Source organism: Xanthomonas graminis pv. graminis, from assembly GCF_030168915.1.
GTDB lineage: Bacteria > Pseudomonadota > Gammaproteobacteria > Xanthomonadales > Xanthomonadaceae > Xanthomonas_A > Xanthomonas_A translucens.
Window position 1 is genome coordinate 2,164,439 of sequence record NZ_CP076255.1, and the last position, 19,942, is coordinate 2,184,380.

Consider the following 19,942-nt stretch of genomic DNA (forward strand, 5'->3'; position numbering starts at 1 on the left):
TCCCCCGAAAAGGCGGTCATGGTCCCGATGGGAGAAGGAACAACAACCCCGCAGCGCCGCACCGGACGTTCAAGCAGTACCGTCCCATCAAGGAGTGATCCATGCCGTCCATCGCGCGCAAAGGCCTGTGCCTGCTGTTGCTGTCGTTAACCTCGGCCGTCGCCGTATCCGCGTGGGCGCAAACCGCGCCGGAGCGGCAACTCCTCGCCCCACTGCTGAAGACCGATCAGGGCGAGCGCCCGGTCGAACTGCGCTCGGCCACGGTGAGCGCGCACGCCGCGGCCGGTCTGGCCGAAACCACGGTGGATCTGCTGTTCTTCAACCCCAATGCGCGGGTGCTGGAAGGGCAACTGGCGTTCCCGCTGCGCGATGGCCAGCAGATCAGCGGCTTCGCACTGGACATCGACGGGCAGATGCGCGACGCGGTACCAGTGCCGAAGGCGCGCGGGCGGCAGGTGTTCGAGGCGATCGAACGGCGCGGCGTGGACCCGGGCCTGGTCGAGCAGACCGCCGGCAACCAGTTCCAACTGCGGCTCTATCCGATTCCCGCACACGGCAGCCGCCGCGTGCGCCTGGTCTATCGCGAGTCGCTGCCGCGCACCGTCGCCGGTTGGCAGTGGCGGCTGCCGCTGGGTTATGCGGCCAGCGCCCAGGCGCTGCGCCTGGAGTTGAGCACGCAGGCGGCGCCGGTGGACGCGGCGGCGTTGCCTGCGGGCCTGCGCTTGTCACCGGCACCCGGCGGTTATGCGGCGGCGTGGTCGGGCACGCCAGCGCAATTGCCCAAGGAACTGGCGCTGTCGTTGCGCGCAACCCGCGATCCACGCGTCGCGCTTGGCAGCCACGACGGCCAGCGCTATTTCCAGGCGCTGCTGCCGATCGCCGATCTCCGCGGCACACGTCCGCTGCCGCAACGCATCGGCCTGCTGTGGGATGCATCGGGTTCGGCGCGGCAGCGCGACATTCCTGCGGAACTGGCCTTGCTGCAGCGCTATTTCGCCGCACTCGGCAACGCGCAGGTCGATCTGATCGTGCTGCGCGACCGCGCCGAGGCGCCGCGCCGTTTCCAGGTCCGCGCCGGCGACTGGAGCGCGTTGAAAGCGGCCTTGCAGGGCCTGCAACCGGACGGCGCCAGCGCGCTGGGCGACTGGCGGCCAGCGGCGGACGTGCAGGAGTATCTGTTGTTCAGCGATGGCCTGGGCAACTACGGCGCGCAGACCGTGCCGGCGCTGGCGCCGGGCCAGCGATTGTTCGCGGTCGATTCGGCCGGTGCCCATGCCGATGCCGCACGCCTGGCGGCATCGGCGGAAGCGCGCGGCGGCCGTTTGATCGAGCTGCATGGCGTACAGGGCGTGCAGCAAGCCAGCGAACGCCTGCTGCAGCGCGGCGGCGAACTGGTGGCGCTGCAGGGCGAAGGCGTCGCCGATCTGGTCGCCGATTCTCGCTACGCCGACGACGGCTATCTGCGCATCGCCGGACGCCTGCTCGCGGCCGATGCGACGCTGCAACTGGAGATCGCCACCGCCGCCAGCACGCGCCGCCTGAGCATCCCGTTGCACGGCGCCAGCGAGGTGCCGGGCGATCTGGTACCCGGCGCCTGGGCGCGGGCCATGCTGCGCCGCCTGGCCGCCGATCCGCTCGGCGACGCCGCGCGCCGCCAGCAACTGGCCAGCCGCTTCGGTCTGGTCAGCGCCGACACCTCGCTGCTGGTGCTGGAGAACGTGGACGACTACGTGCGCTACGCCATCGCGCCGCCAGCGGCGCTTCGCGAGGCGGTGGCCCGCGCGCAGGCGCAGCGCCAGCAGGAGCTGGGCGAGCAGCGTAAGCGGCGCATCGATCGCGTCGCCGAGGATTTCGCGCAGCGCGTCGCCTGGTGGCAGCGCACGTTCCCGAAGAACGCGCCGCCGCCGCCCAAGCCGCAACGCGGGCAGGACGATTACAGCCTGCAGCGTGCTGACGGCGTTTCGCAGCCCGCACCGGTGATGGCCATGGCGCCGCCGCCGGCACCCGCGGCGCCGATGCCGGCCGCCGAGTCGGCTGAGCTGGAGGCGATGGCCGTCAGCGCCGCGGATGCGGCACCGGAGGGCTATGCGGCGAACGCCGATGCGCCTGCCGGCGCGCGTGCGTCCACCACGATTTCCCTGGCATTGCAGCCGTGGCAGCCGGATTCGCCCTACGCCCGGCGCCTGCGCGCCGCCGCGCCGGACGCGGTGTATCCGCTGTACCTGAGCGAGCGCGCCGCGCACGCCGACAGCGTGGCGTTCTACCTGGACGTGGCCGACGTGCTGTTCGAACGTGGCCAGCGCGAACTGGCGCTGCGCGTGCTGTCGAACCTGGCCGAACTGCAGCTGGAGAACCGCCATGTGCTGCGCGTGCTGGGCTACCGGTTGCTGCAGGCGGGCAGGGCGGACCTGGCGGTGCCGGTGTTCGAACAGTTGCTGCGGCTGGGCGAGGAAGAGCCGCAGAGCTTCCGCGACCTGGGTCTGGCCTACGCCGCGCGCGGCGATGCGCAGGCCGCGATCGAACAGCTGTACCAGGTCGTGGCGCGCGACTGGGACAGCCGCTTCGACGGCGTGGCGCTGATCGCCTTGAACGAGTTGAACGCGATCGTGGCGCGGTCGCAACGCCCATTGCAGACCGGCTTCATCGACCCGCGCCTGCAGCGCAATCTGCCGCTGGATCTGCGCGTGGTGCTGAACTGGGACAGCGACAACAGCGACATGGACCTGTGGGTGACCGACCCCAACGGCGAGCGCTGCTATTACGCGGACCGCTCCACCTACCAGGGCGGGCAGCTGTCGCAGGACTTCACCGGCGGCTACGGGCCGGAAGAGTTCTCGCTGCGCCGGGCCAAGCCGGGCAAGTACAAGGTGGAGGCCAACTTCTTCGGCGACCGCCAGCCGCTGGTCACCGGCGCCACCACCTTGTACCTGCAGCTGAGCACCGGCTGGGCCAGCGCCACGCAGCGCGACCAGCAGGTGACGCTGCGGCTGAAGGACAGGAAGGAGACGATCCTGGTCGGCGAGTTCGAGGTGCGCTGAGGCGGTCCGCGTGCCGGCCATTGTCGAATGGCCGGCGCGCTAAAATGCGCCATGTCCGAATCGCCAGTTACCAGCGTCTACTCCCGCTTCCTGCCGTGGCGCCGCAGTTTCGAGATCGGCTTCTGGGTCGCGTTGACCCTGGTCAACGGCAGCGCCAACAGCACCACCGTGCTGATGGACATCCGCAGGTCCGGGCTGCACTTCGCCGCGTGGGAACCGGCGCTGTGGGAATGGTCCAGCAATCTGGTGTTGCTGCTGATCGTGCCGCTGCTGGCGGCGCTGACCCGGCGCTATCCGCTGCATTGGGACAACTGGCCGCGCCGGTTGCCGGCCTACCTGCTGGGCAGCGTCGCGCTGTCGGTGCTGCACGTGCTGGGCATGGTCGCGATCCGCAGCGTGGTGTATCGCCTGCAGGGCCAGCACTACGACTTCGGATCGTGGCCGCAAGGGCTGGCCTACGAATACCTGGAGGACCTGCGCAGCCTTGCCTCGATGCTGCTGTGCGTGGAGATGTACCGCCTCCTGCTGCGCCGCTGGCAGGGCGAGGCGGCCCTGCTCGGCGCGCCCGACGAAGGCCCGCCGGTGAAGTCGCTGGAGCGCCCGGAGCGTTTTTTGGTGCGCAAGCTCGGCCGCGATTTCCTGGTCGCCGCTGCCGATATCGAATGGCTGCAGGCCTCGGGCAACTACGTCAACCTGCGCGTGCGCGGCCACGACTACCCGCTGCGCAGCACCATGGCCGCGATCGAGGCCATGCTCGACCCGGCCGTGTTCGTGCGCATCCACCGCAGTTACATGGTCAACCTGGGCTGCGTGGTCTCGATCGAGCCGCTGGAGGCCGGCGAGGCGCGCGACGGCAGCCATGTGCCGTGCAGCCGCCGCTACCGCGCCGCCTTGCGCGCGGCGGCCGGGGAGGGCGAGGCGGCGGTCGCCGCGTGATCGCGGCGCTGCCCGGCCTGGGCGGCGCCGCGCGCGCTGTGGCACGGCGGCCGGAATTGCTAGAATCGCGCTCTTGTTTGCCGTTTGCCGGAATGCCGCCATGATCGAACTCAATCCCATCCGCCACCGCATCGCCGATCTGTCCGAGCGGGTGCTGTCGCTTCGGGGGTTTCTTTGACTACGACGTCAAGAAAGAGCGCCTAGAGGAAGTCACCCGGGAGCTTGAGAGCCCCGATGTCTGGAACGACCCCGAACGCGCCCAGGGCCTGGGCCGCGAACGCGCCAACCTGGAGAAGACCGTCGGCGGCATCGCCAGCGTGCTCGACGGGCTGAACGAGGCGCTGGAGTTCCTCGAGCTGGCCGAGAGCGAGGACGACGAGGACACCGCATTGGCGGTGGTCGCCGATGTCGAGCGCTTCCAGGCGCACGTGGAGAAGCTGGAGTTCCAGCGCATGTTCTCCGGGCAGATGGACGCCAGCAACGCCTTCGTCGACATCCAGGCCGGCGCCGGCGGTACCGAGGCCCAGGACTGGGCCGAGATCCTGCTGCGCATGTACCTGCGCTGGTGCGAGTCGCGCGGCTGGAAGACCGAACTGATGGAAGTCTCCGGCGGCGAAGTGGCCGGGATCAAGTCGGCCACGCTGCGCGTGGAAGGCGATTTCGCCTACGGCTGGCTGAAGACCGAGACCGGCGTGCACCGGCTGGTGCGCAAGTCGCCGTTCGACTCGGACAACCGCCGCCACACCAGCTTCACCTCCGTGTTCGTGTCGCCGGAAGTGGACGACAACATCGACATCGAGATCAATCCGGCCGACCTGCGCACCGACGTCTACCGCTCCTCCGGCGCCGGCGGCCAGCACGTCAACAAGACCGAGTCGGCGGTGCGCATCACGCATATCCCGACCAACATCGTGGTCGCCTGCCAGACCGGGCGCAGCCAGCACCAGAACCGCGACAACGCGATGAAGATGCTCGCCGCCAAGCTGTACGAGCTGGAGATCCAGAAGCGCAACGCCGAGCGCGACGCGGTCGAGGCGACCAAGTCGGACATCGGCTGGGGAAGCCAGATCCGCAATTACGTGCTCGACCAGAGCCGGATCAAGGACCTGCGCACCGGCATCGAACGCACCGACACGCAAAAAGTGCTCGACGGCGACCTGGACGAATTCGTCGAGGCCAGCCTCAAGTCCGGTCTGGAAGTCGGCGCCAAACGCAGCGACGCCTGAACCGGCGGCCTGCGCCCACCGTGGCGCAAGCCGGCCCCGCGGCACGTCACCCGCATCTGCTGCATCCTCTCCCTTCTTCTCCGCGTACCCATTGCCATGACCGAGCAGACCCCCGCGCCGTCCCTTCCCGTCGACGAAAACGGCCTCATCGCCGAACGCCGCGCCAAGCTGGGAGCGCTGCGTGCGCAGGGCGTGGCCTATCCGAACGATTTCCGCCGCCACGATTTCGCCGGCGACCTGCAGGCCGAATTCGCCGATGCCGAGCGCTGGAGCGCCGAGGCGCTGGAGGCCGAGGGCCGCAGCCTGCGCCTGGCCGGGCGCCTGCTGGCCAAGCGGGTGATGGGCAAGGCCAGTTTCGTGCAGCTGCAGGACGAATCCGGGCGCATCCAGCTGTTCCTGCAGGCCAACGCGCTGGGCCCGGCCTACGACGCGTTCAAGGGCTGGGACATCGGCGACATCATCGGTGTGGAAGGCGGCCTGACCCGCACCAAGACCGGCGAGCTGTCGGTGCGCGCCAGCGCGCTGCGGCTGCTGACCAAGGCGCTGCGCCCGTTGCCCGACAAGTGGCACGGCCTGTCCGACGTGGAGCAGCGCTACCGCCAGCGCTACGTGGACCTGATCGTGTCGCCGGAGGCGCGCGAGGTGTTCGTCAAGCGCTCCAGGATCATCCGCGCGATGCGCGCCTGGCTGGACGCGCGCCGCTTCCTGGAAGTGGAGACGCCGATGATGCATTACATTCCCGGCGGCGCCACCGCCAAGCCGTTCACCACCCACCACAACGCGCTGGACCTGGACCTGTACCTGCGCGTGGCGCCGGAGCTGTACCTGAAGCGGCTGGTGGTCGGCGGCCTGGAACGCGTCTACGAGATCAATCGCAATTTCCGCAACGAAGGCGTCAGCACCCGGCACAATCCCGAATTCACCATGATGGAGCTGTACGAGGCCTACGCCACGTACCATGAGGTGATGGACCTGACCGAGCGCGTGATCCGCGACGTGGCCCAGGAGGTGCTCGGCACCACCCAGGTACACTGGGACGGCGCCGACATCGACCTGGCCCCGGCGTTCCGCCGCTGGCGCATGGACGAGGCGGTGCGCCACCACAATCCCGAGATCAGCGCCGCCGACTGCACCGACCGCGACGCGCTGCTGCGCCACTGCGAGCGGCTGAAGATCCGCACCAAGCCGTCCTACGGCTGGGGCAAGCTGTTGCTGGAGATCTTCGAGGCGACCGTGGAACACACCTTGATCCAGCCGACCTTCATCACCGACCACCCGGTCGAGGTATCGCCGCTGGCCCGTTCCAGCGACACCGAGCCGGGCTATACCGACCGCTTCGAGCTGTTCGTCAACGGCAAGGAGATCGCCAACGGCTTCTCCGAGCTCAACGATCCGGAAGACCAGGCGGCGCGCTTCCAGGCCCAGGTGGCGGCGAAGGAGGGCGGCGACGACGAGGCCATGCACTTCGACGCCGACTACATCCGTGCGCTGGAGGTCGGCCTGCCGCCCACCGGCGGCCTGGGCATCGGCATCGACCGTCTGGTCATGTTGCTGACCGGCAGCAGTTCGATCCGTGACGTGCTGCTGTTCCCGTACATGCGTCCGGAGGCTTAATCTAGCCGCAGGCGGCGGTAGCCTTGGCGTGGGGTTCTCGTATCGGGCGTCGGCAAGCAAGTGGTTGGCAAGCAAGCGGAAGTGAGGCGGTTGGGTCGGCGCGGCCGGCGCCGGAGCGTTTCCCGTTGTTGTCCCAGCAACCCGATGCCCATGGGCGAGAGGATCGCAGATGCAAGATGCCAGCATGAGCCTGTCAGGAGTATCCTCCAGCAGCGACCGCCCGGACTGGGCGCAGGGGGCGGACAATCGCTTGAACATCGTCATCGTCGACGATCAGACGTCCGCGCGCACGATGCTGCGCCACGTGATCGAGGACATCGCCCCGGAGCTCACCGTCCGCGACTTCGGCGACTCGCAGGCCGCACTGGCCTGGTGCGAGGCCGGCAAGGTCGACCTGTTGCTGCTCGACTACCGCATGCCCGGCATGGACGGGCTGGAGTTCGCGCGGCGGCTGCGGCGGCTGCCCAAGCACCGCGACATTCCGATCATCCTGATCACCGTGGTCGGCGACGAGCCGATCCGCCAGGCCGCGCTGGAAGCCGGGATCATCGACTTCCTGGTCAAGCCGATCCGCCCGCGCGAACTGCGCGCGCGCTGCCACAACCTGCTGCAGCTGCGGCTGCAGAGCGAAAACATCAAGCAGCGTGCGATGTCGCTGGAGCAGCGCCTGCTGGCCAGCATGCGCGAGGTCGAGGAACGCGAGCGCGAGACCCTGTCGCGGCTGGCGCGGGCGATCGAGTACCGCGACGCCGGGACCAGCGCCTACCTGGAGCGGATGGCGCACGTGGCCGGCCTGATCGCCGAGCAGCTGGGCCTGTCCGAGGACGAGGTGCGGGTCATCGAGATGGCCGCGAGCCTGCACGACATGGGCAAGATCGCCATTCCCGATGCGGTGCTGCTCAAGCCCGGCAAGCTGAACGAGGAGGAGATGGCGGTGATGCGCATGCACCCGCGCATCGGCTACGAACTGCTCAGCGGCAGCCAAAACCGCTTCATCCAGGTTGGCGCGCTGATCGCGCTGCGCCACCATGAGCGCTACGATGGCAGCGGATACCCCGACGGCCTGGTCGGCGACGCGATTCCGCTGGAAGCGCGGATCGTGGCGGTCGCCGACGTCTTCGACGCGCTGATCTCGCCGCGTCCCTACAAGGAAGCCTGGACCATGGATGCGACCCTCGCCTATCTCTACGCGCAACGCGGCCGCCTGTTCGACCCGCGCTGCGTGGACGCGCTGTTCCGCGGGCGCGAGCAGTTGCACATGATCTGCGAGAAGTTCTCGACAGCCTCGGTTCGGCCGGGGGTGTGAGATGACGTCAGCGATCGCCTGGTTACGACATCGGCTCGCCAACCGCACCGACAGCGAGCATGGACAGGCGCTGGTGCGTATCGCCATGGTCGCCTTGATCCTGGTGTACGAACTGATCTTCGCTCGCACCTGGGGCATCCCGACCAGGCAGCAAGCCTACGTCATCGGCCTGACGTTGATCTCGCAGGCGGTCGCGCTGGTGGTGCTGACCTGGATCTTGTTGCGGCCGCAGCGGTCGGATGTACGTCGGGTGATCGGCATGATCGCCGACTACGGCCTGATGGGCATGGCGATGAGCGCGATCGGCGAACCGATGGCGTGCATCTACGTGATCGTCATGTGGGTGGCGATCGGCAACGGTTTGCGCTATGGCAACCGCTACCTGTATCTGGCAGTAGCCATGGCGGTGGTCAGTTTCAGCGTGACCTTGCTGACCAGCGATTACTGGATCGCCAATCGCGGTCTGGGCATCGGCCTGCTGGTTGGATTGGCGGCGATTCCGATGTATCTGTCAGGGCTGCTGCGGCAATTGACCGCCACCACCGCCGAGGCGCGTCGCGCCAGCGAGGCCAAGAGCCGTTTCCTGGCCAACATGAGTCACGAATTCCGGACTCCATTGAACGGCCTGTCGGGTATGACCGAGGTGCTGGCGACCACGCGTCTGGACGCGGAGCAGCGCGAATGTGTCAACACGATCCAGGCTTCGGCGTGCAGCCTGTTGTCGCTGGTCGAGGAAGTGCTGGACATCTCGGCGATCGAGGCCGGCAAGCTGCACCTGGAAAAGCGAGATTTTTCGCTGCGCGAGACCTTGGAAGGCATCAGTCTGATCCTGCAGCCGCAGGCGCGTGCCAAGCGCCTGATCTACCACGTGGATGTGGCCGCCGACGTACCGGACGGTCTGTCGGGCGATCCTGGCCTTTTGCGCCAGGTCCTGCTCAATCTGGCGGGCAATGCGATCAAGTTCACCGAGATGGGCCGGGTCGACATCCGCGTGCGGATACAGAACGGCGAGCAGGGCCAGCCGAAACGGTTGAGTTTCGGCATTATCGATACCGGCATCGGGGTGCCGCTGGAGATGCGCGCGCGGCTGTTCGAAGCCTTCGAACAGGCGGATGTCGGTTTGTCGCGTCGCTACGAAGGTACTGGCCTGGGCACCACGATTGCCAAGGGCTTGGTCGAGGCCATGGACGGCAGCATCGGCTACCAGGAACATCCGCCGCGCGGCAGCCATTTCTGGTTCGAACTGCCGTTCGTGGCCAGCGCTGCGCAGACCACGGTAGCGGCAGCGACAGCTGGCGCAACAACGGCGCCAGCCGAGCAGTTCGATCCCAGCGGCAACGTCATTGCCTTTTTCGATCCGTTCCTGCGCCATCGCGCGCGCGTGCGCGGGATGCGCATTCTGGTCGCCGACGATCATGCTGCCAACCGCATGGTGCTGCAGCGCATGTTGCAGAAGGCGGGCCATCGGGCGATCTGCGTCGATGGCGCCGAGGCGGTGCTCGACGCGCTGGCCGAAAGCGAATTCGACGCGGTGATCGTCGATCTGCATATGCCCGGCATGAGCGGGCTGGACATGCTCAAGCAGCTGCGGGTGATGCAGGCCGGTGGGCCATACACGCCGGTGGTGGTGCTCAGTGCCGATGTCACCCCCGAATCGATCCAGCGCTGCGAGCAGGCCGGCGCGCACACCTTCCTGGCCAAGCCGCTGGTGGCGAACCGACTATTGGACACGCTGACCGACATTGCCACCGACGGCAAGCTAAGCGGTGCCAATGAGACATCGGCGCGCCCGCTCGCCGCATCGATCGAAGGCGTGCTGGATCCGTCCGTTCTCGATGAACTGGCCGGGCTCGGCATGGGCGACGGCTTCGAGCGAGAGTTCATCTCGCAATGTCTCAACGATGCCGAGGGCTGCCTCGGCGGCATGCAGGTGGCTGGGGATGACGAGCACTGGGAACGTCTGCGCGAGCACGCGCATGCGATCAAGGGCGTTGCGAGCAACCTGGGGCTGGTGAAGTTGGCAAGCCTGGGCGGCGAACTGATGCAGATGGCCGAATGGCAGATGCGCGGCGAGTGGCGGCATCGGTTGATGGCGCTCAATGCCAGTCTGACCGAGGGCCGCGAAGCGCTGGAGCTACGCGCCAGGCAAAGCGCAGTGCAAGACGGCGAGGAATTGCGCTAGCGGAAGCCCGGCGCGAGGCCGGGCCGTTCTCCTGACCCAGGCCCGGCTAGGCGGCAACGCCGGCTTGCGCCCGTCGGGTCTGCGCCCGTACCAGGCGATCCATCGTGCGCAGCGATTTTTCGCCAAGCGTCAGCGCCGTGTCCACCCAGATCTCGGTGACTGCGACCAATTCCTCGTGTCGGACCGGTTGCACCACGTTGCGTATGGCATTCATCGCAAGCTGCGCCAGCGGCGCACGACGCTGTTGCCGGATCAGCTCCTGCACTGCCGCCACGCCATCGCCTTTGGGCACCAGGACGTCGACGATCCCCATCCGGTGCATCTCCTGGCTGCTGTAGATGCGTCCTTCCATGATGATCTTTTCCGCAAGATTCGGGGCGACGCGCCTGCTTAGAAACGAGTACGCGCCCATCCCGGGAAACAGCCCGAACAGGATCTCCGGCAATCCCATGCCGACGTCCTCTTCGGCCACGATCAGGTGGCAGGACAGCGCCATTTCCAGGCCGCCGCCGAGCGCATCGCCCTGCAGCAGCGCGATCGTGCGGAAGCTGCCGTCCAGACCTTTGTGGAATTGGTAGACGCCTTCGATGCAGCTCATCGCATAGGCGAGCAGTCCGTCGCGATCGCGACGGCGGATGTACTGCCCGAACAGGTCCAGGTCTCCGCCGAGATTGAAGGCGTTGCCATCCGATGCCAGTACCAGGCTGTTGAGCTGTGCCTGCTGTTGCTGGCCGGGGTGCGAAATGGAGGACAGGTAGCTGTGCATCTCGCGCATCAGCGTGGGATGGAAGCATGGCCTGTGGCCGGCGCCGGCATGCATGTACAGCCAATGGCTGTCGTTGGCGCGGTCCGAATCGACGCGGATGGTGGAATAGAAGCGGGAACGGGGTAGCGTGTCGATCATGCTCATGGCAGGGTTCTCGGAAGAAACGCCCGCGGAGAGGTCGTGGCGCAGCGGGCGAGTGCGTTTCCACCCGGGCGATGCTACACCTGGCCTTTGCTCTCGGTATCTGCTTGCTTGACGGTCGCCGCGGGGGCTGGGCTACCCCCGTGTGTCTGCTGGATCGCTACGCCTGGCTGTCGCGCAATTCCCGCCGCAGGATCTTGCCGACGTTGGTCTTGGGCAGTTCCTTGCGGAACTCGACGATGCGTGGGTGCTTGTAGCCGGTCAGGTTGGCGCGGGCATGCGCCTTGACGTCCTCGGCGGTGAGGTTGGGGTTCTTCTTGACGATGACCACCTTGACCACTTCGCCGGATTTCTCGTCCGGCACCCCGACCGCGGCCACTTCCAGCACGCCGGGCATCATCGCGATCACGTCCTCGACTTCGTTCGGGTACACGTTGAAGCCCGAGACCAGGATCATGTCCTTCTTGCGGTCGACGATGTAGAAGAAGCCCTGCGGATCCATCCGCGCCATGTCGCCGGTGTGCAGCCAGCCGTCGGCATCGATGGCGCCGGCGGTTTCCTCGGGGCGGCGCCAGTAGCCCTTCATCACCTGCGGACCCTGGATGCACAGTTCGCCGACCTCGCCGGTCGCCAGGATCTGGCCCTGGTCGTCCTTGACGCAGGCGTCGGTGGACGGGATCGGCAGGCCGATGGCGCCGTTGTAGTTCTGTAGCGTCAGCGGGTTGATGCAGGCGGCGGGCGAGGTCTCGGTCAGGCCGTAGGCCTCGACCAAGGTCACCCCGGTCACCTGCTTCCAGCGCTCGGCCACGGCGCGCTGCACCGCCATGCCGCCGCCCAGGGTGAACTTCAGCGTCGAAAAATCCACCGTGTCGAAGCCGGGCGTGTTGAGCAGGCCGTTGAACAGCGTGTTGACCCCGGTGAAGGCGGTGAAGCGGGTCTTCTGCAACTCCTTGACGAAACCGGGCATGTCGCGCGGATTGCTGATCAGGTGGTTGAGGCCGCCGAGCTTCATGAACACCAGGCCGTTCGCGGTCAGCGCGAAGATGTGGTAAAGCGGCAGCGCGGTGATGATGACTTCCTTGCCTTCCTCCAGTTTGCCGGTCGCCGCGATCCAGGCGCCGGCCTGCAGCATGTTGGCGACCAGATTGCGGTGGGTCAGCATCGCGCCCTTGGCCACCCCGGTGGTGCCGCCGGTGTATTGCAGGAAGGCGATGTCGTCCGGCTCGATGTCCAGCTGCGGCAGCGTGTGCCGCCGGCCCAGGGTCAGCGTGTCGCGGAAGCGCACCGTGTTGGGGATGGTGTAATCGGGAACCAGCTTCTTGACGTACTTCAGCACGAAGTTGACCAACGGACCCTTCGGGAAGCCGAGCATGTCGCCCAGGCCGGTGGTGATGACCTGCTTGAGCTGCGTGTCGGCCAGCACGTCCTGCACGGTCTTGCCGAAGTTGTCGATCACCACGATCGCGCTGGCGCCGGAGTCGACCAGCTGGTGGCGCAGTTCGCGCGGCGTGTACAGCGGGTTGACGTTGACCACGGTCATGCCGGCCAGCAGCACGCCGAAGGTGGCGATCGGATACTGCAGGCAGTTGGGCATCATCAGCGCGACGCGGTCGCCCTTCTTGAGCTGCAGTTCGCCCAGCAGGTAGGCGGCGAAGTGCCGGGCCAGTTCGCCGGCCTCGCGGTAGGTCAGGGTCTTGCCGAAGTTGCAGTAGGCCGGACGGTCGCCGAACTTGGCGACGGAGGTTTCGAAGACGGCGGCGACGGATCGGTATTCATCGACATCGATCTCGGCGGGAATGCTGGCCGGATAACTCTGCAACCACGGACGTTCCTGACTCATGTACTACCCCCTGGTGTGGAATGCTGCCGCACGCCGACGCAACACTGCGGCGTGGCGGGTGGCAGCATACCGTTCCGTATGGAAAAGACGAAACCGAGAGGCAATCCGATGCGTCAGGCGTGTGCGTGGGGATGCGGATGCGCACTGCTGCTGGCCTTGCGCGGCTGCCAGCGCGATTCGGCGGAACCGCGGCTGTGCAAGGACCTCGCCGCGATGCGCTGGCTGCGCTGGCCGCGGATTTCGCGGGCGAGGCGGGGATGGATCGTGCTGCGCTGCACAACCTGTTGCGCGCGCAATTCCTGGTCAATAGCCGGATCGGCATGAGCAACAGGCCACTGTCGATCCAACTGCGGGGCGGCAACCGCCAGCGTCGAAAGGCAAGGGCTCCGTTCGGAAAACGCGGTGCCTTCAATCTATCGGTGTGGCAGCAAAGACCCGTACTTGGAAACGCGATGCCGATGCGCCAGCGGCGTGCACGAACGGCGGTGCGTGCCTGCGCGAGCGCAACGGCGCGCGCAGGACACGCGCCGTCGCGACCTCAGGCCGCCTTGCGTGCCGCCAGCTGGCGCAGCACGTACTGCAGCAGGCCGCCGTGCTTGAAGTACTCCACTTCCTTCGGCGTCAGCAGCAGCACCTTGACCTGGAACTGCTTGACGCTGCCGTCGGCCTTCTTCGCATCGACCGTGGCGCGCTTGCTGGCGCCGTCCTGCAAGCCGCTTATGTCGAACACTTCCGAGCCGTCCAGGCCCAGCGACTGCGCGTTCTCGTTGTCCAGGAACTGCAGCGGCAGCACGCCCATGCCGACCAGGTTGGAGCGGTGGATGCGCTCGAAGCTCTCGGCGATCACCGCCTTGACCCCAAGCAGATTGGTGCCCTTGGCCGCCCAGTCGCGCGAGGAGCCGGTGCCGTACTCCTTGCCGGCGATCACCACCAGCGGCACGCCATCGGCCTTGTACTGCATTGCCGCGTCGTAGATCGCCAGCTTCTGCGGTTGCGCGCCGTCGGGCCCGCGGTACAGCGTGTTGCCGCCTTCTTCGCCGCCGAACATCAGGTTCTTGATGCGGATGTTGGCGAAGGTGCCGCGCACCATCACGTCGTCGTTGCCGCGGCGGCTGCCGTAGCTGTTGAAGTCGGCAGGCTGCACGCAGCGTTCCTGCAGGAAGCGGCCCGCCGGCGAGTCCTGCTTGATGTTGCCGGCCGGGGAGATGTGGTCGGTGGTGATCGAGTCGCCGAACAGGCCGAGCACGCGCGCGCCGTGCACGTCGTCGACGTTGCCGACCTGCATGGTCATGCCGTCGAAGTAGGGCGGGTTCTTGATGTAGGTGGACGCCGCGTCCCAGGCGTACAGCTCGCCGTCGGGCGAGGCGATCGCGGCCCAGCGGCTGTCGCCCTTGAACACGTCGGCGTAGTTCTGCTTGAACATCTCCGGGCCGACCGTGGCGGCGATGGTGTCGCCGATTTCCTTGTTGCTCGGCCAGATATCGCGCAGGTACACCGGCTGGCCGTCGCTGCCGGTGCCGAGCGGGTCGCGGCTCAGGTCGATGTCGGTGGTGCCGGCGATGGCGTAGGCGACCACCAGCGGCGGCGAGGCCAGGTAGTTCATCTTCACTTCCGGGTGCACGCGGCCTTCGAAGTTGCGGTTGCCCGACAGCACCGAAGCCACCACCAGGTCGTCCCTGGCGATCGCCGCCGACACGTCGTCCGGCAGCGGGCCGGAATTGCCGATACAGGTGGTGCAGCCGTAGCCGACCACGTAGAAACCCAGGCGTTCCAGGTCGTCCATGACCCCGGCCTTCTTCAAATAATCGGTGACCACCAGCGAGCCCGGCCCGAGCGAGGTCTTGACCCAGGGCTGCGCCTTCAGGCCCTTGGCCACGGCATTGCGCGCCAGCAGCCCGGCGCCGAGCATCACCGCCGGATTGGAAGTGTTGGTGCAGGAGGTGATCGCGGCGATCACCACCGAGCCGTCGCGCAGCTGCCAGCCGGCGCCGCTGTCGGCACCGGTCTCGGCGTGCGCCGCCTTGGCGCCGATCGCGGTGCCGCCGCCGCCTTCGTTCTTGAGCCGGTCTTCCTGCTTGGCGTCGCTGTGGCGCTTGTGGCGCGCTTCGGCGAAGGGCACCAGGTTGTCGCGGAAATTGCGCTGCATGTCTTCCAGCAGCACCCGGTCCTGCGGCCGCTTGGGCCCGGCCAGCGACGGCTTGACCTCGGCCATGTCCAGCTCCAGCGTGGCGCTGTAGGCGGCGTGCGCGGTGTCGGCGTCGTGCCACAGGCCCTGCGCCTTGGCGTAGGCCTCGACCAGCGCGATCTGCTCTTCGCTGCGCCCGGACAGGCGCAGGTAGGTCAGCGATTCGGCATCGACCGGGAAGATGCCGCAGGTGGCGCCGTATTCGGGCGCCATGTTGCCGATGGTGGCGCGGTCGGCCAGCGGCAGATGCTGCAGGCCCTCGCCGAAGAACTCGACGAACTTGCCGACCACGCCGTGCTTGCGCAGCATCTGCGTCACCGTCAGCACCAGGTCGGTGGCGGTGGCGCCTTCGGGAAGCCTGCCGGTCAGCTTGAAGCCGACTACCTGCGGGATCAGCATCGACGAAGGCTGGCCGAGCATCGCCGCTTCGGCTTCGATGCCGCCCACGCCCCAGCCGAGCACGCCGATGCCGTTGATCATGGTGGTATGGCTGTCGGTGCCGAACACCGTATCCGGATAGGCGAGCGCCTCGCCGTCGCGCTCGCCGGTCATCACCACCCGCGCCAGGTGCTCGAGATTGACCTGGTGCACGATGCCCGTGTTCGGCGGCACCACTTTGAAGTTGTCGAACGCCTTCTGGCCCCAGCGCAGGAAACCGTAGCGCTCCTTGTTGCGCTGGAATTCGATCTTGCCGTTGAGGTCGAGCGCATCGGCCTTGCCGAACACGTCCACCTGCACCGAATGGTCGATCACCAGTTCCGAGGGGATCAGCGGATTGATCTGCTCCGGGCGCCCGCCGAGCTTGACCACCGCATCGCGCATCGCGGCCAGATCGACCACGCACGGCACGCCGGTGAAGTCCTGCAGCACCACCCGCGCCGGCATGAACGCGATCTCGGTGTCGGGCTCGGCCGTGGGATCCCATTTCGCCACCGCCTCGATGTGGTCCTTGCCGACGGTGACGCCGCCATCTTCGTGGCGCAGCAGGTTTTCCAGCAGGATCTTCAGCGAGTAGGGCAGGCGGCCGATGTCGAAGCGCTCGGCCAGCTTGGGCAGGCTGTAATAGGCGTAGCGTTTGCCGTTGACCTCGAGCGAGGTGCGGGTGGAAAAGGAATCGCTCATCACGGAACTCCTATGGCGTCGCGGCTGTAGGGACGGCGGTCAGTCTGACCGATTCAGTGTGTACGGATGGTGTGACCGGCGCTGTATGCAGGCTTGAGTATGACGCCTGAAGTATGTAAAATTTGTGCATACCTTGTGGAGCCTGCCCATGGAAGCCACCGTCGCCGAGCGCGGTCAGATCACCTTGCCCAAGGCCGTGCGCGATGCGCTGGGCCTGAGCAAGGGCACCATCCTGAAGGTGGAGCTGGACGGCGGCCGCATCATCCTGCGCAAGAGCGTGGACGATGCGATCTCGCGCGCCCGCGGCCGCTTCAAGCTGGACGGCTTCGCCAGCACCGACGAGGCGATGCGCGCGATCCGCGGCCGCGCGCCGGGCGATCCGTTCGAACCCGCCGCCAAGCCATGATCGCGATCGACTCGTCGGTGCTGGTGGACCTGCTGGCCGACGGTCCGCAGGCCGACGCCACCGAAGCCTGCCTGCGCCAGTGCCTGAGCACCGGCCCGGTGGTGGTCTGCGACATCGTCCTGGCCGAGGTCTGCAGCGCGCTGCGCGACGGTGCCGAGGCGCTGTCGGTGCTGGAGGACATGAGCATCCGCTTCAACGCGCTGGAAGCCAAGTCGGCGTTGCGCGCCGGCGAGATGCAGCGCCGTTTCCGTGCCCGCGGCGGCCAGCGCGAGCGGGTGGTGGCCGATTTCCTGATCGGCGCCCACGCGCTGCTGCAATGCGATGGTCTGATCACCCACGACGACGGCTTTTTCCGCGACTACTTCAAGGGCCTGAAGATCATCGTGCCCAAGCCGTCCGCCTGACGCCGTTATTCGTTTACCGCTCACCCCTACCGAAATTTCCGGAGAACCCGCATGTTGGAAGCCTACCGCCACCACGTTGCAGAGCGCGCTGCGCTCGGTATCCCGCCGCTGCCGCTGAGCGCGCAGCAGACCGCCGAGGTCGTCGAGCTGCTGAAGCACCCGCCCGCCGGCGAAGAATCGTTCCTGGTCGAACTGCTGAGCCAGCGCGTGCCGGCCGGCGTCGACGACGCGGCCAAGGTCAAGGCCTCGTACCTGGCCGCGCTCGCCTTCGGCAGCGAGCAGTGCGCGCTGATCTCGCCCAAGCGCGCCACCGAGCTGCTGGGCACCATGCTCGGCGGCTACAACATCCATCCGCTGATCGAACTGCTGGACAACGCCGAGCTCGGCGCGGTGGCTGCCGAAGGCCTCAAGCACACGCTGCTGATCTTCGATGCGTTCCACGACGTGCAGGAAAAGGCCGAAGCCGGCAACGCGCACGCCAAGGCGGTGCTGCAGAGCTGGGCCGACGCGGAGTGGTTCACCAGCAAGCCGGAAGTGCCGCAGAGCCTGACCGTCAGCGTGTTCAAGGTGCCGGGCGAGACCAACACCGACGACCTGTCGCCGGCGCCGGACGCGACCACGCGCCCGGACATCCCGTTGCACGCCCTGGCGATGCTGAAGAACAAGCGCGACGGCGCCGCGTTCGTGCCGGAAGAGGACGGCAAGCGCGGCCCGATCCAGGCGATCGCCGACCTCAAGGCCAAGGGCCATCTGGTCGCCTATGTCGGCGACGTGGTCGGCACCGGGTCCTCGCGCAAGTCGGCGACCAACTCGGTGCTGTGGTGGACCGGCGAGGACATTCCCTTCATTCCGAACAAGCGCTTCGGCGGCGTGTGCCTGGGTTCGAAGATCGCACCGATCTTCTACAACACCATGGAAGATGCCGGCGCGCTGCCGATCGAGCTGGACGTGTCGCAGATGGAGCACGGCGACGTGGTCGAGCTGCGCCCGTATGACGGCAAGGCGCTGAAGAACGGGCAGGTGATCGCCGAGTTCGCGATGAAGTCGGACGTGCTGTTCGACGAAGTGCGCGCTGGCGGCCGCATCCCGCTGATCGTCGGCCGCGGCCTGACCGCCAAGGCGCGCGAGTTCCTCGGCCTGCCGGCGTCGGACCTGTTCCGCCTGCCGATGGTGCCGCCGGATACCGGCAAGGGCTTTTCGCTGGCGCAGAAGATGGTCGGCCGCGCCTGCGGTCTGCCGGAAGGCGAGGGCATGCGTCCGGGCACTTACTGCGAGCCGAAGATGACCTCGGTGGGCTCGCAGGACACCACCGGGCCGATGACCCGCGACGAGCTGAAGGACCTGGCCTGCCTGGGCTTCTCTGCCGACCTGGTGATGCAGTCGTTCTGCCACACCGCCGCGTATCCGAAGCCGGTGGACGTCAAGACCCACCACAGCCTGCCGGAGTTCATCTCCACCCGCGGCGGCGTGTCGCTGCGTCCGGGCGATGGCGTGATCCACAGCTGGCTCAACCGCATGCTGCTGCCCGACACCGTCGGCACCGGCGGCGATTCGCACACCCGCTTCCCGATCGGCATCTCGTTCCCGGCCGGCTCCGGCCTGGTCGCGTTCGCCGCCGCCACCGGGGTCATGCCGCTGGACATGCCGGAGAGCGTGCTGGTGCGCTTCAAGGGCGAGATGCAGCCGGGCGTGACCCTGCGCGATCTGGTCAACGCGATCCCGCTGTACGCGATCAAGGACGGTCTGCTGACCGTGGCCAAGCAGGGCAAGAAGAACATCTTCTCCGGCCGCATCCTCGAAATCGAAGGGCTGCCGCACCTGAAGGTGGAGCAGGCGTTCGAGCTGTCCGACGCCTCGGCCGAGCGCTCTGCCGCCGGTTGCAGCGTGCGCCTGGACAAGGCACCGATCATCGAATACCTGACCAGCAACATCACCCTGCTGCGCTGGATGATCGCCGAGGGCTACGCCGATGCGCGCACCCTGGGCCGGCGCATCAAGAAGATGGAAGAGTGGCTGGCCGATCCGCAGCTGCTCGAGCCCGATGCCGATGCCGAGTACGCCGCGGTGATCGAGATCGACCTGGCCGACATCCACGAGCCGATCGTGGCCTGCCCGAACGATCCGGACGACGTCAAGACGCTGTCCGAGGTCGCCGGCGCGGCGATCGACGAAGTGTTCATCGGGTCGTGCATGACCAACATCGGCCACTTCCGCGCCGCGGCCAAGTTGCTGGAAGGCAAGCGCGACATCCCGACCCGGCTGTGGGTCGCGCCGCCGACCAAGATGGACGCCTCCGAGCTGACCAAGGAAGGCCACTACGGCACCTTCGGCGCGGCTGGCGCGCGCATGGAAATGCCGGGCTGCTCGCTGTGCATGGGCAACCAGGCGCAGGCGCGCGAGGGCGCCACGGTGTTCTCCACCTCCACCCGCAACTTCCCCAACCGCCTGGGCCGCAACACCAACGTGTACCTGGGCTCGGCGGAACTGGCGGCGATCTGCTCGCGCCTGGGCCGCATCCCGACCAAGGACGAGTACATGGCCGACGTGGGTGTGATCAAGACCAGCGGCGAGCAGATCTATCGCTACATGAACTTCGATCAGATCCAGGAATACCAGGACGTGGCCGATACGGTCGCCGCCTGATCCACGGTGGTTCGATGTTGTGACGAAAAAGCCCGGCGATGCCGGGCTTTTTCGTTTGCGGCGCTCGTCCGGTCGCATTGTGTTGCGCGGTTCGAGTACCGGGCGATCGCGAAGCCGATGGCGTGCTGGCTTC

The 19,942-nt window shown here is 67.3% G+C and carries 12 protein-coding genes; 9 read left to right on the top strand and 3 right to left on the bottom strand.

The features are described from left to right. The first annotated feature begins 101 nt into the window (after window positions 1–101). The 6 genes from KHF85_RS09495 to KHF85_RS09520 all read left to right on the top strand — a co-directional run bounded on the left by KHF85_RS09495 (window position 102) and on the right by KHF85_RS09520 (window position 10,302). Window positions 102–3,038 (top strand): VIT domain-containing protein, encoded by a 2,937-nt coding sequence (locus KHF85_RS09495; protein ID WP_284569374.1) that lies wholly within the window; start codon window positions 102–104, stop codon window positions 3,036–3,038. A 51-nt stretch (window positions 3,039–3,089) separates the two neighbouring features. After that, entirely contained in the window at window positions 3,090–3,974 is an 885-nt protein-coding gene (locus tag KHF85_RS09500; protein ID WP_284569375.1) for a LytR/AlgR family response regulator transcription factor, read from the top strand. 100 nt (window positions 3,975–4,074) lie between these two features. Continuing rightward, window positions 4,075–5,200 (top strand): peptide chain release factor 2 gene (gene prfB, locus KHF85_RS09505; RefSeq protein ID WP_100225494.1). Its coding sequence is split into 2 segments (ribosomal slippage): window positions 4,075–4,149 and window positions 4,151–5,200, totalling 1,125 coding nucleotides; the frame shifts between segments, so codons are not numbered across the junction. 96 nt (window positions 5,201–5,296) lie between these two features. After that, entirely contained in the window at window positions 5,297–6,814 is a 1,518-nt protein-coding gene (gene lysS / locus KHF85_RS09510) for a lysine--tRNA ligase (protein ID WP_284569376.1), read from the top strand. Between the two features lie 169 nt (window positions 6,815–6,983). Beyond that, a complete protein-coding gene (locus KHF85_RS09515) occupies window positions 6,984–8,120 on the top strand; it encodes a response regulator (RefSeq protein ID WP_003465518.1) in 1,137 nt (378 codons plus the stop codon). Window position 8,121: 1 nt separating this feature from the next. Further along, window positions 8,122–10,302 (top strand): ATP-binding protein, encoded by a 2,181-nt coding sequence (locus KHF85_RS09520; RefSeq protein ID WP_284569377.1) that lies wholly within the window; start codon window positions 8,122–8,124, stop codon window positions 10,300–10,302. Between the two features lie 46 nt (window positions 10,303–10,348). Here the strand turns inward: KHF85_RS09520 and KHF85_RS09525 are convergent, their stop codons facing one another. The 3 genes from KHF85_RS09525 to acnA all read right to left on the bottom strand — a co-directional run bounded on the left by KHF85_RS09525 (window position 10,349) and on the right by acnA (window position 16,356). Further along, on the bottom strand, window positions 10,349–11,212 hold the full coding sequence (locus KHF85_RS09525; RefSeq protein WP_284569378.1) for a crotonase/enoyl-CoA hydratase family protein: 864 nt from the start codon (window positions 11,210–11,212) through the stop codon (window positions 10,349–10,351). A gap of 157 nt (window positions 11,213–11,369) precedes the next feature. Then, a complete protein-coding gene (locus tag KHF85_RS09530; RefSeq protein WP_284569379.1) occupies window positions 11,370–13,049 on the bottom strand; it encodes a long-chain fatty acid--CoA ligase in 1,680 nt (559 codons plus the stop codon). Between the two features lie 538 nt (window positions 13,050–13,587). After that, window positions 13,588–16,356, bottom strand: a complete 2,769-nt coding sequence (acnA, locus tag KHF85_RS09535; RefSeq protein WP_284569380.1) for an aconitate hydratase AcnA — start codon at window positions 16,354–16,356, stop codon at window positions 13,588–13,590. A gap of 148 nt (window positions 16,357–16,504) precedes the next feature. Here acnA and KHF85_RS09540 point away from each other — a divergent pair, with 148 nt between their 5' ends. From KHF85_RS09540 to acnB, 3 genes are read left to right on the top strand one after another with little or no spacing between them, the layout of a single operon-like run. Next, window positions 16,505–16,762 carry an AbrB/MazE/SpoVT family DNA-binding domain-containing protein gene (locus KHF85_RS09540; RefSeq protein WP_003465530.1) on the top strand — a complete coding sequence of 86 codons (258 nt, stop codon included), beginning with the start codon at window positions 16,505–16,507 and terminating at the stop codon, window positions 16,760–16,762. After that, window positions 16,759–17,166, top strand: coding sequence for a type II toxin-antitoxin system VapC family toxin (locus tag KHF85_RS09545; protein ID WP_284569381.1), 408 nt, complete (start codon window positions 16,759–16,761; stop codon window positions 17,164–17,166). The genes KHF85_RS09540 and KHF85_RS09545 overlap by 4 nt, the downstream gene beginning before the upstream one ends. A gap of 51 nt (window positions 17,167–17,217) precedes the next feature. After that, complete coding sequence (gene acnB / locus KHF85_RS09550; protein WP_284569382.1) at window positions 17,218–19,809, top strand: bifunctional aconitate hydratase 2/2-methylisocitrate dehydratase; 2,592 nt, start codon at window positions 17,218–17,220, stop codon at window positions 19,807–19,809. The last annotated feature ends 133 nt before the right edge of the window (window positions 19,810–19,942 follow it).

Bases quoted from the DNA above. Each gene is read 5' to 3' on its own strand.
- KHF85_RS09495 (WP_284569374.1), top strand. From the start codon at position 102: ATGCCGTCCATCGCGCGCAAAGGCCTGTGCCTGCTGTTGCTGTCGTTA.
- KHF85_RS09500 (WP_284569375.1), top strand. From the start codon at position 3,090: ATGTCCGAATCGCCAGTTACCAGCGTCTACTCCCGCTTCCTGCCGTGG.
- lysS (WP_284569376.1), top strand. From the start codon at position 5,297: ATGACCGAGCAGACCCCCGCGCCGTCCCTTCCCGTCGACGAAAACGGC.
- KHF85_RS09515 (WP_003465518.1), top strand. From the start codon at position 6,984: ATGCAAGATGCCAGCATGAGCCTGTCAGGAGTATCCTCCAGCAGCGAC.
- KHF85_RS09520 (WP_284569377.1), top strand. From the start codon at position 8,122: ATGACGTCAGCGATCGCCTGGTTACGACATCGGCTCGCCAACCGCACC.
- KHF85_RS09525 (WP_284569378.1), bottom strand. From the start codon at position 11,212: ATGAGCATGATCGACACGCTACCCCGTTCCCGCTTCTATTCCACCATC.
- KHF85_RS09530 (WP_284569379.1), bottom strand. From the start codon at position 13,049: ATGAGTCAGGAACGTCCGTGGTTGCAGAGTTATCCGGCCAGCATTCCC.
- acnA (WP_284569380.1), bottom strand. From the start codon at position 16,356: ATGAGCGATTCCTTTTCCACCCGCACCTCGCTCGAGGTCAACGGCAAA.
- KHF85_RS09540 (WP_003465530.1), top strand. From the start codon at position 16,505: ATGGAAGCCACCGTCGCCGAGCGCGGTCAGATCACCTTGCCCAAGGCC.
- KHF85_RS09545 (WP_284569381.1), top strand. From the start codon at position 16,759: ATGATCGCGATCGACTCGTCGGTGCTGGTGGACCTGCTGGCCGACGGT.
- acnB (WP_284569382.1), top strand. From the start codon at position 17,218: ATGTTGGAAGCCTACCGCCACCACGTTGCAGAGCGCGCTGCGCTCGGT.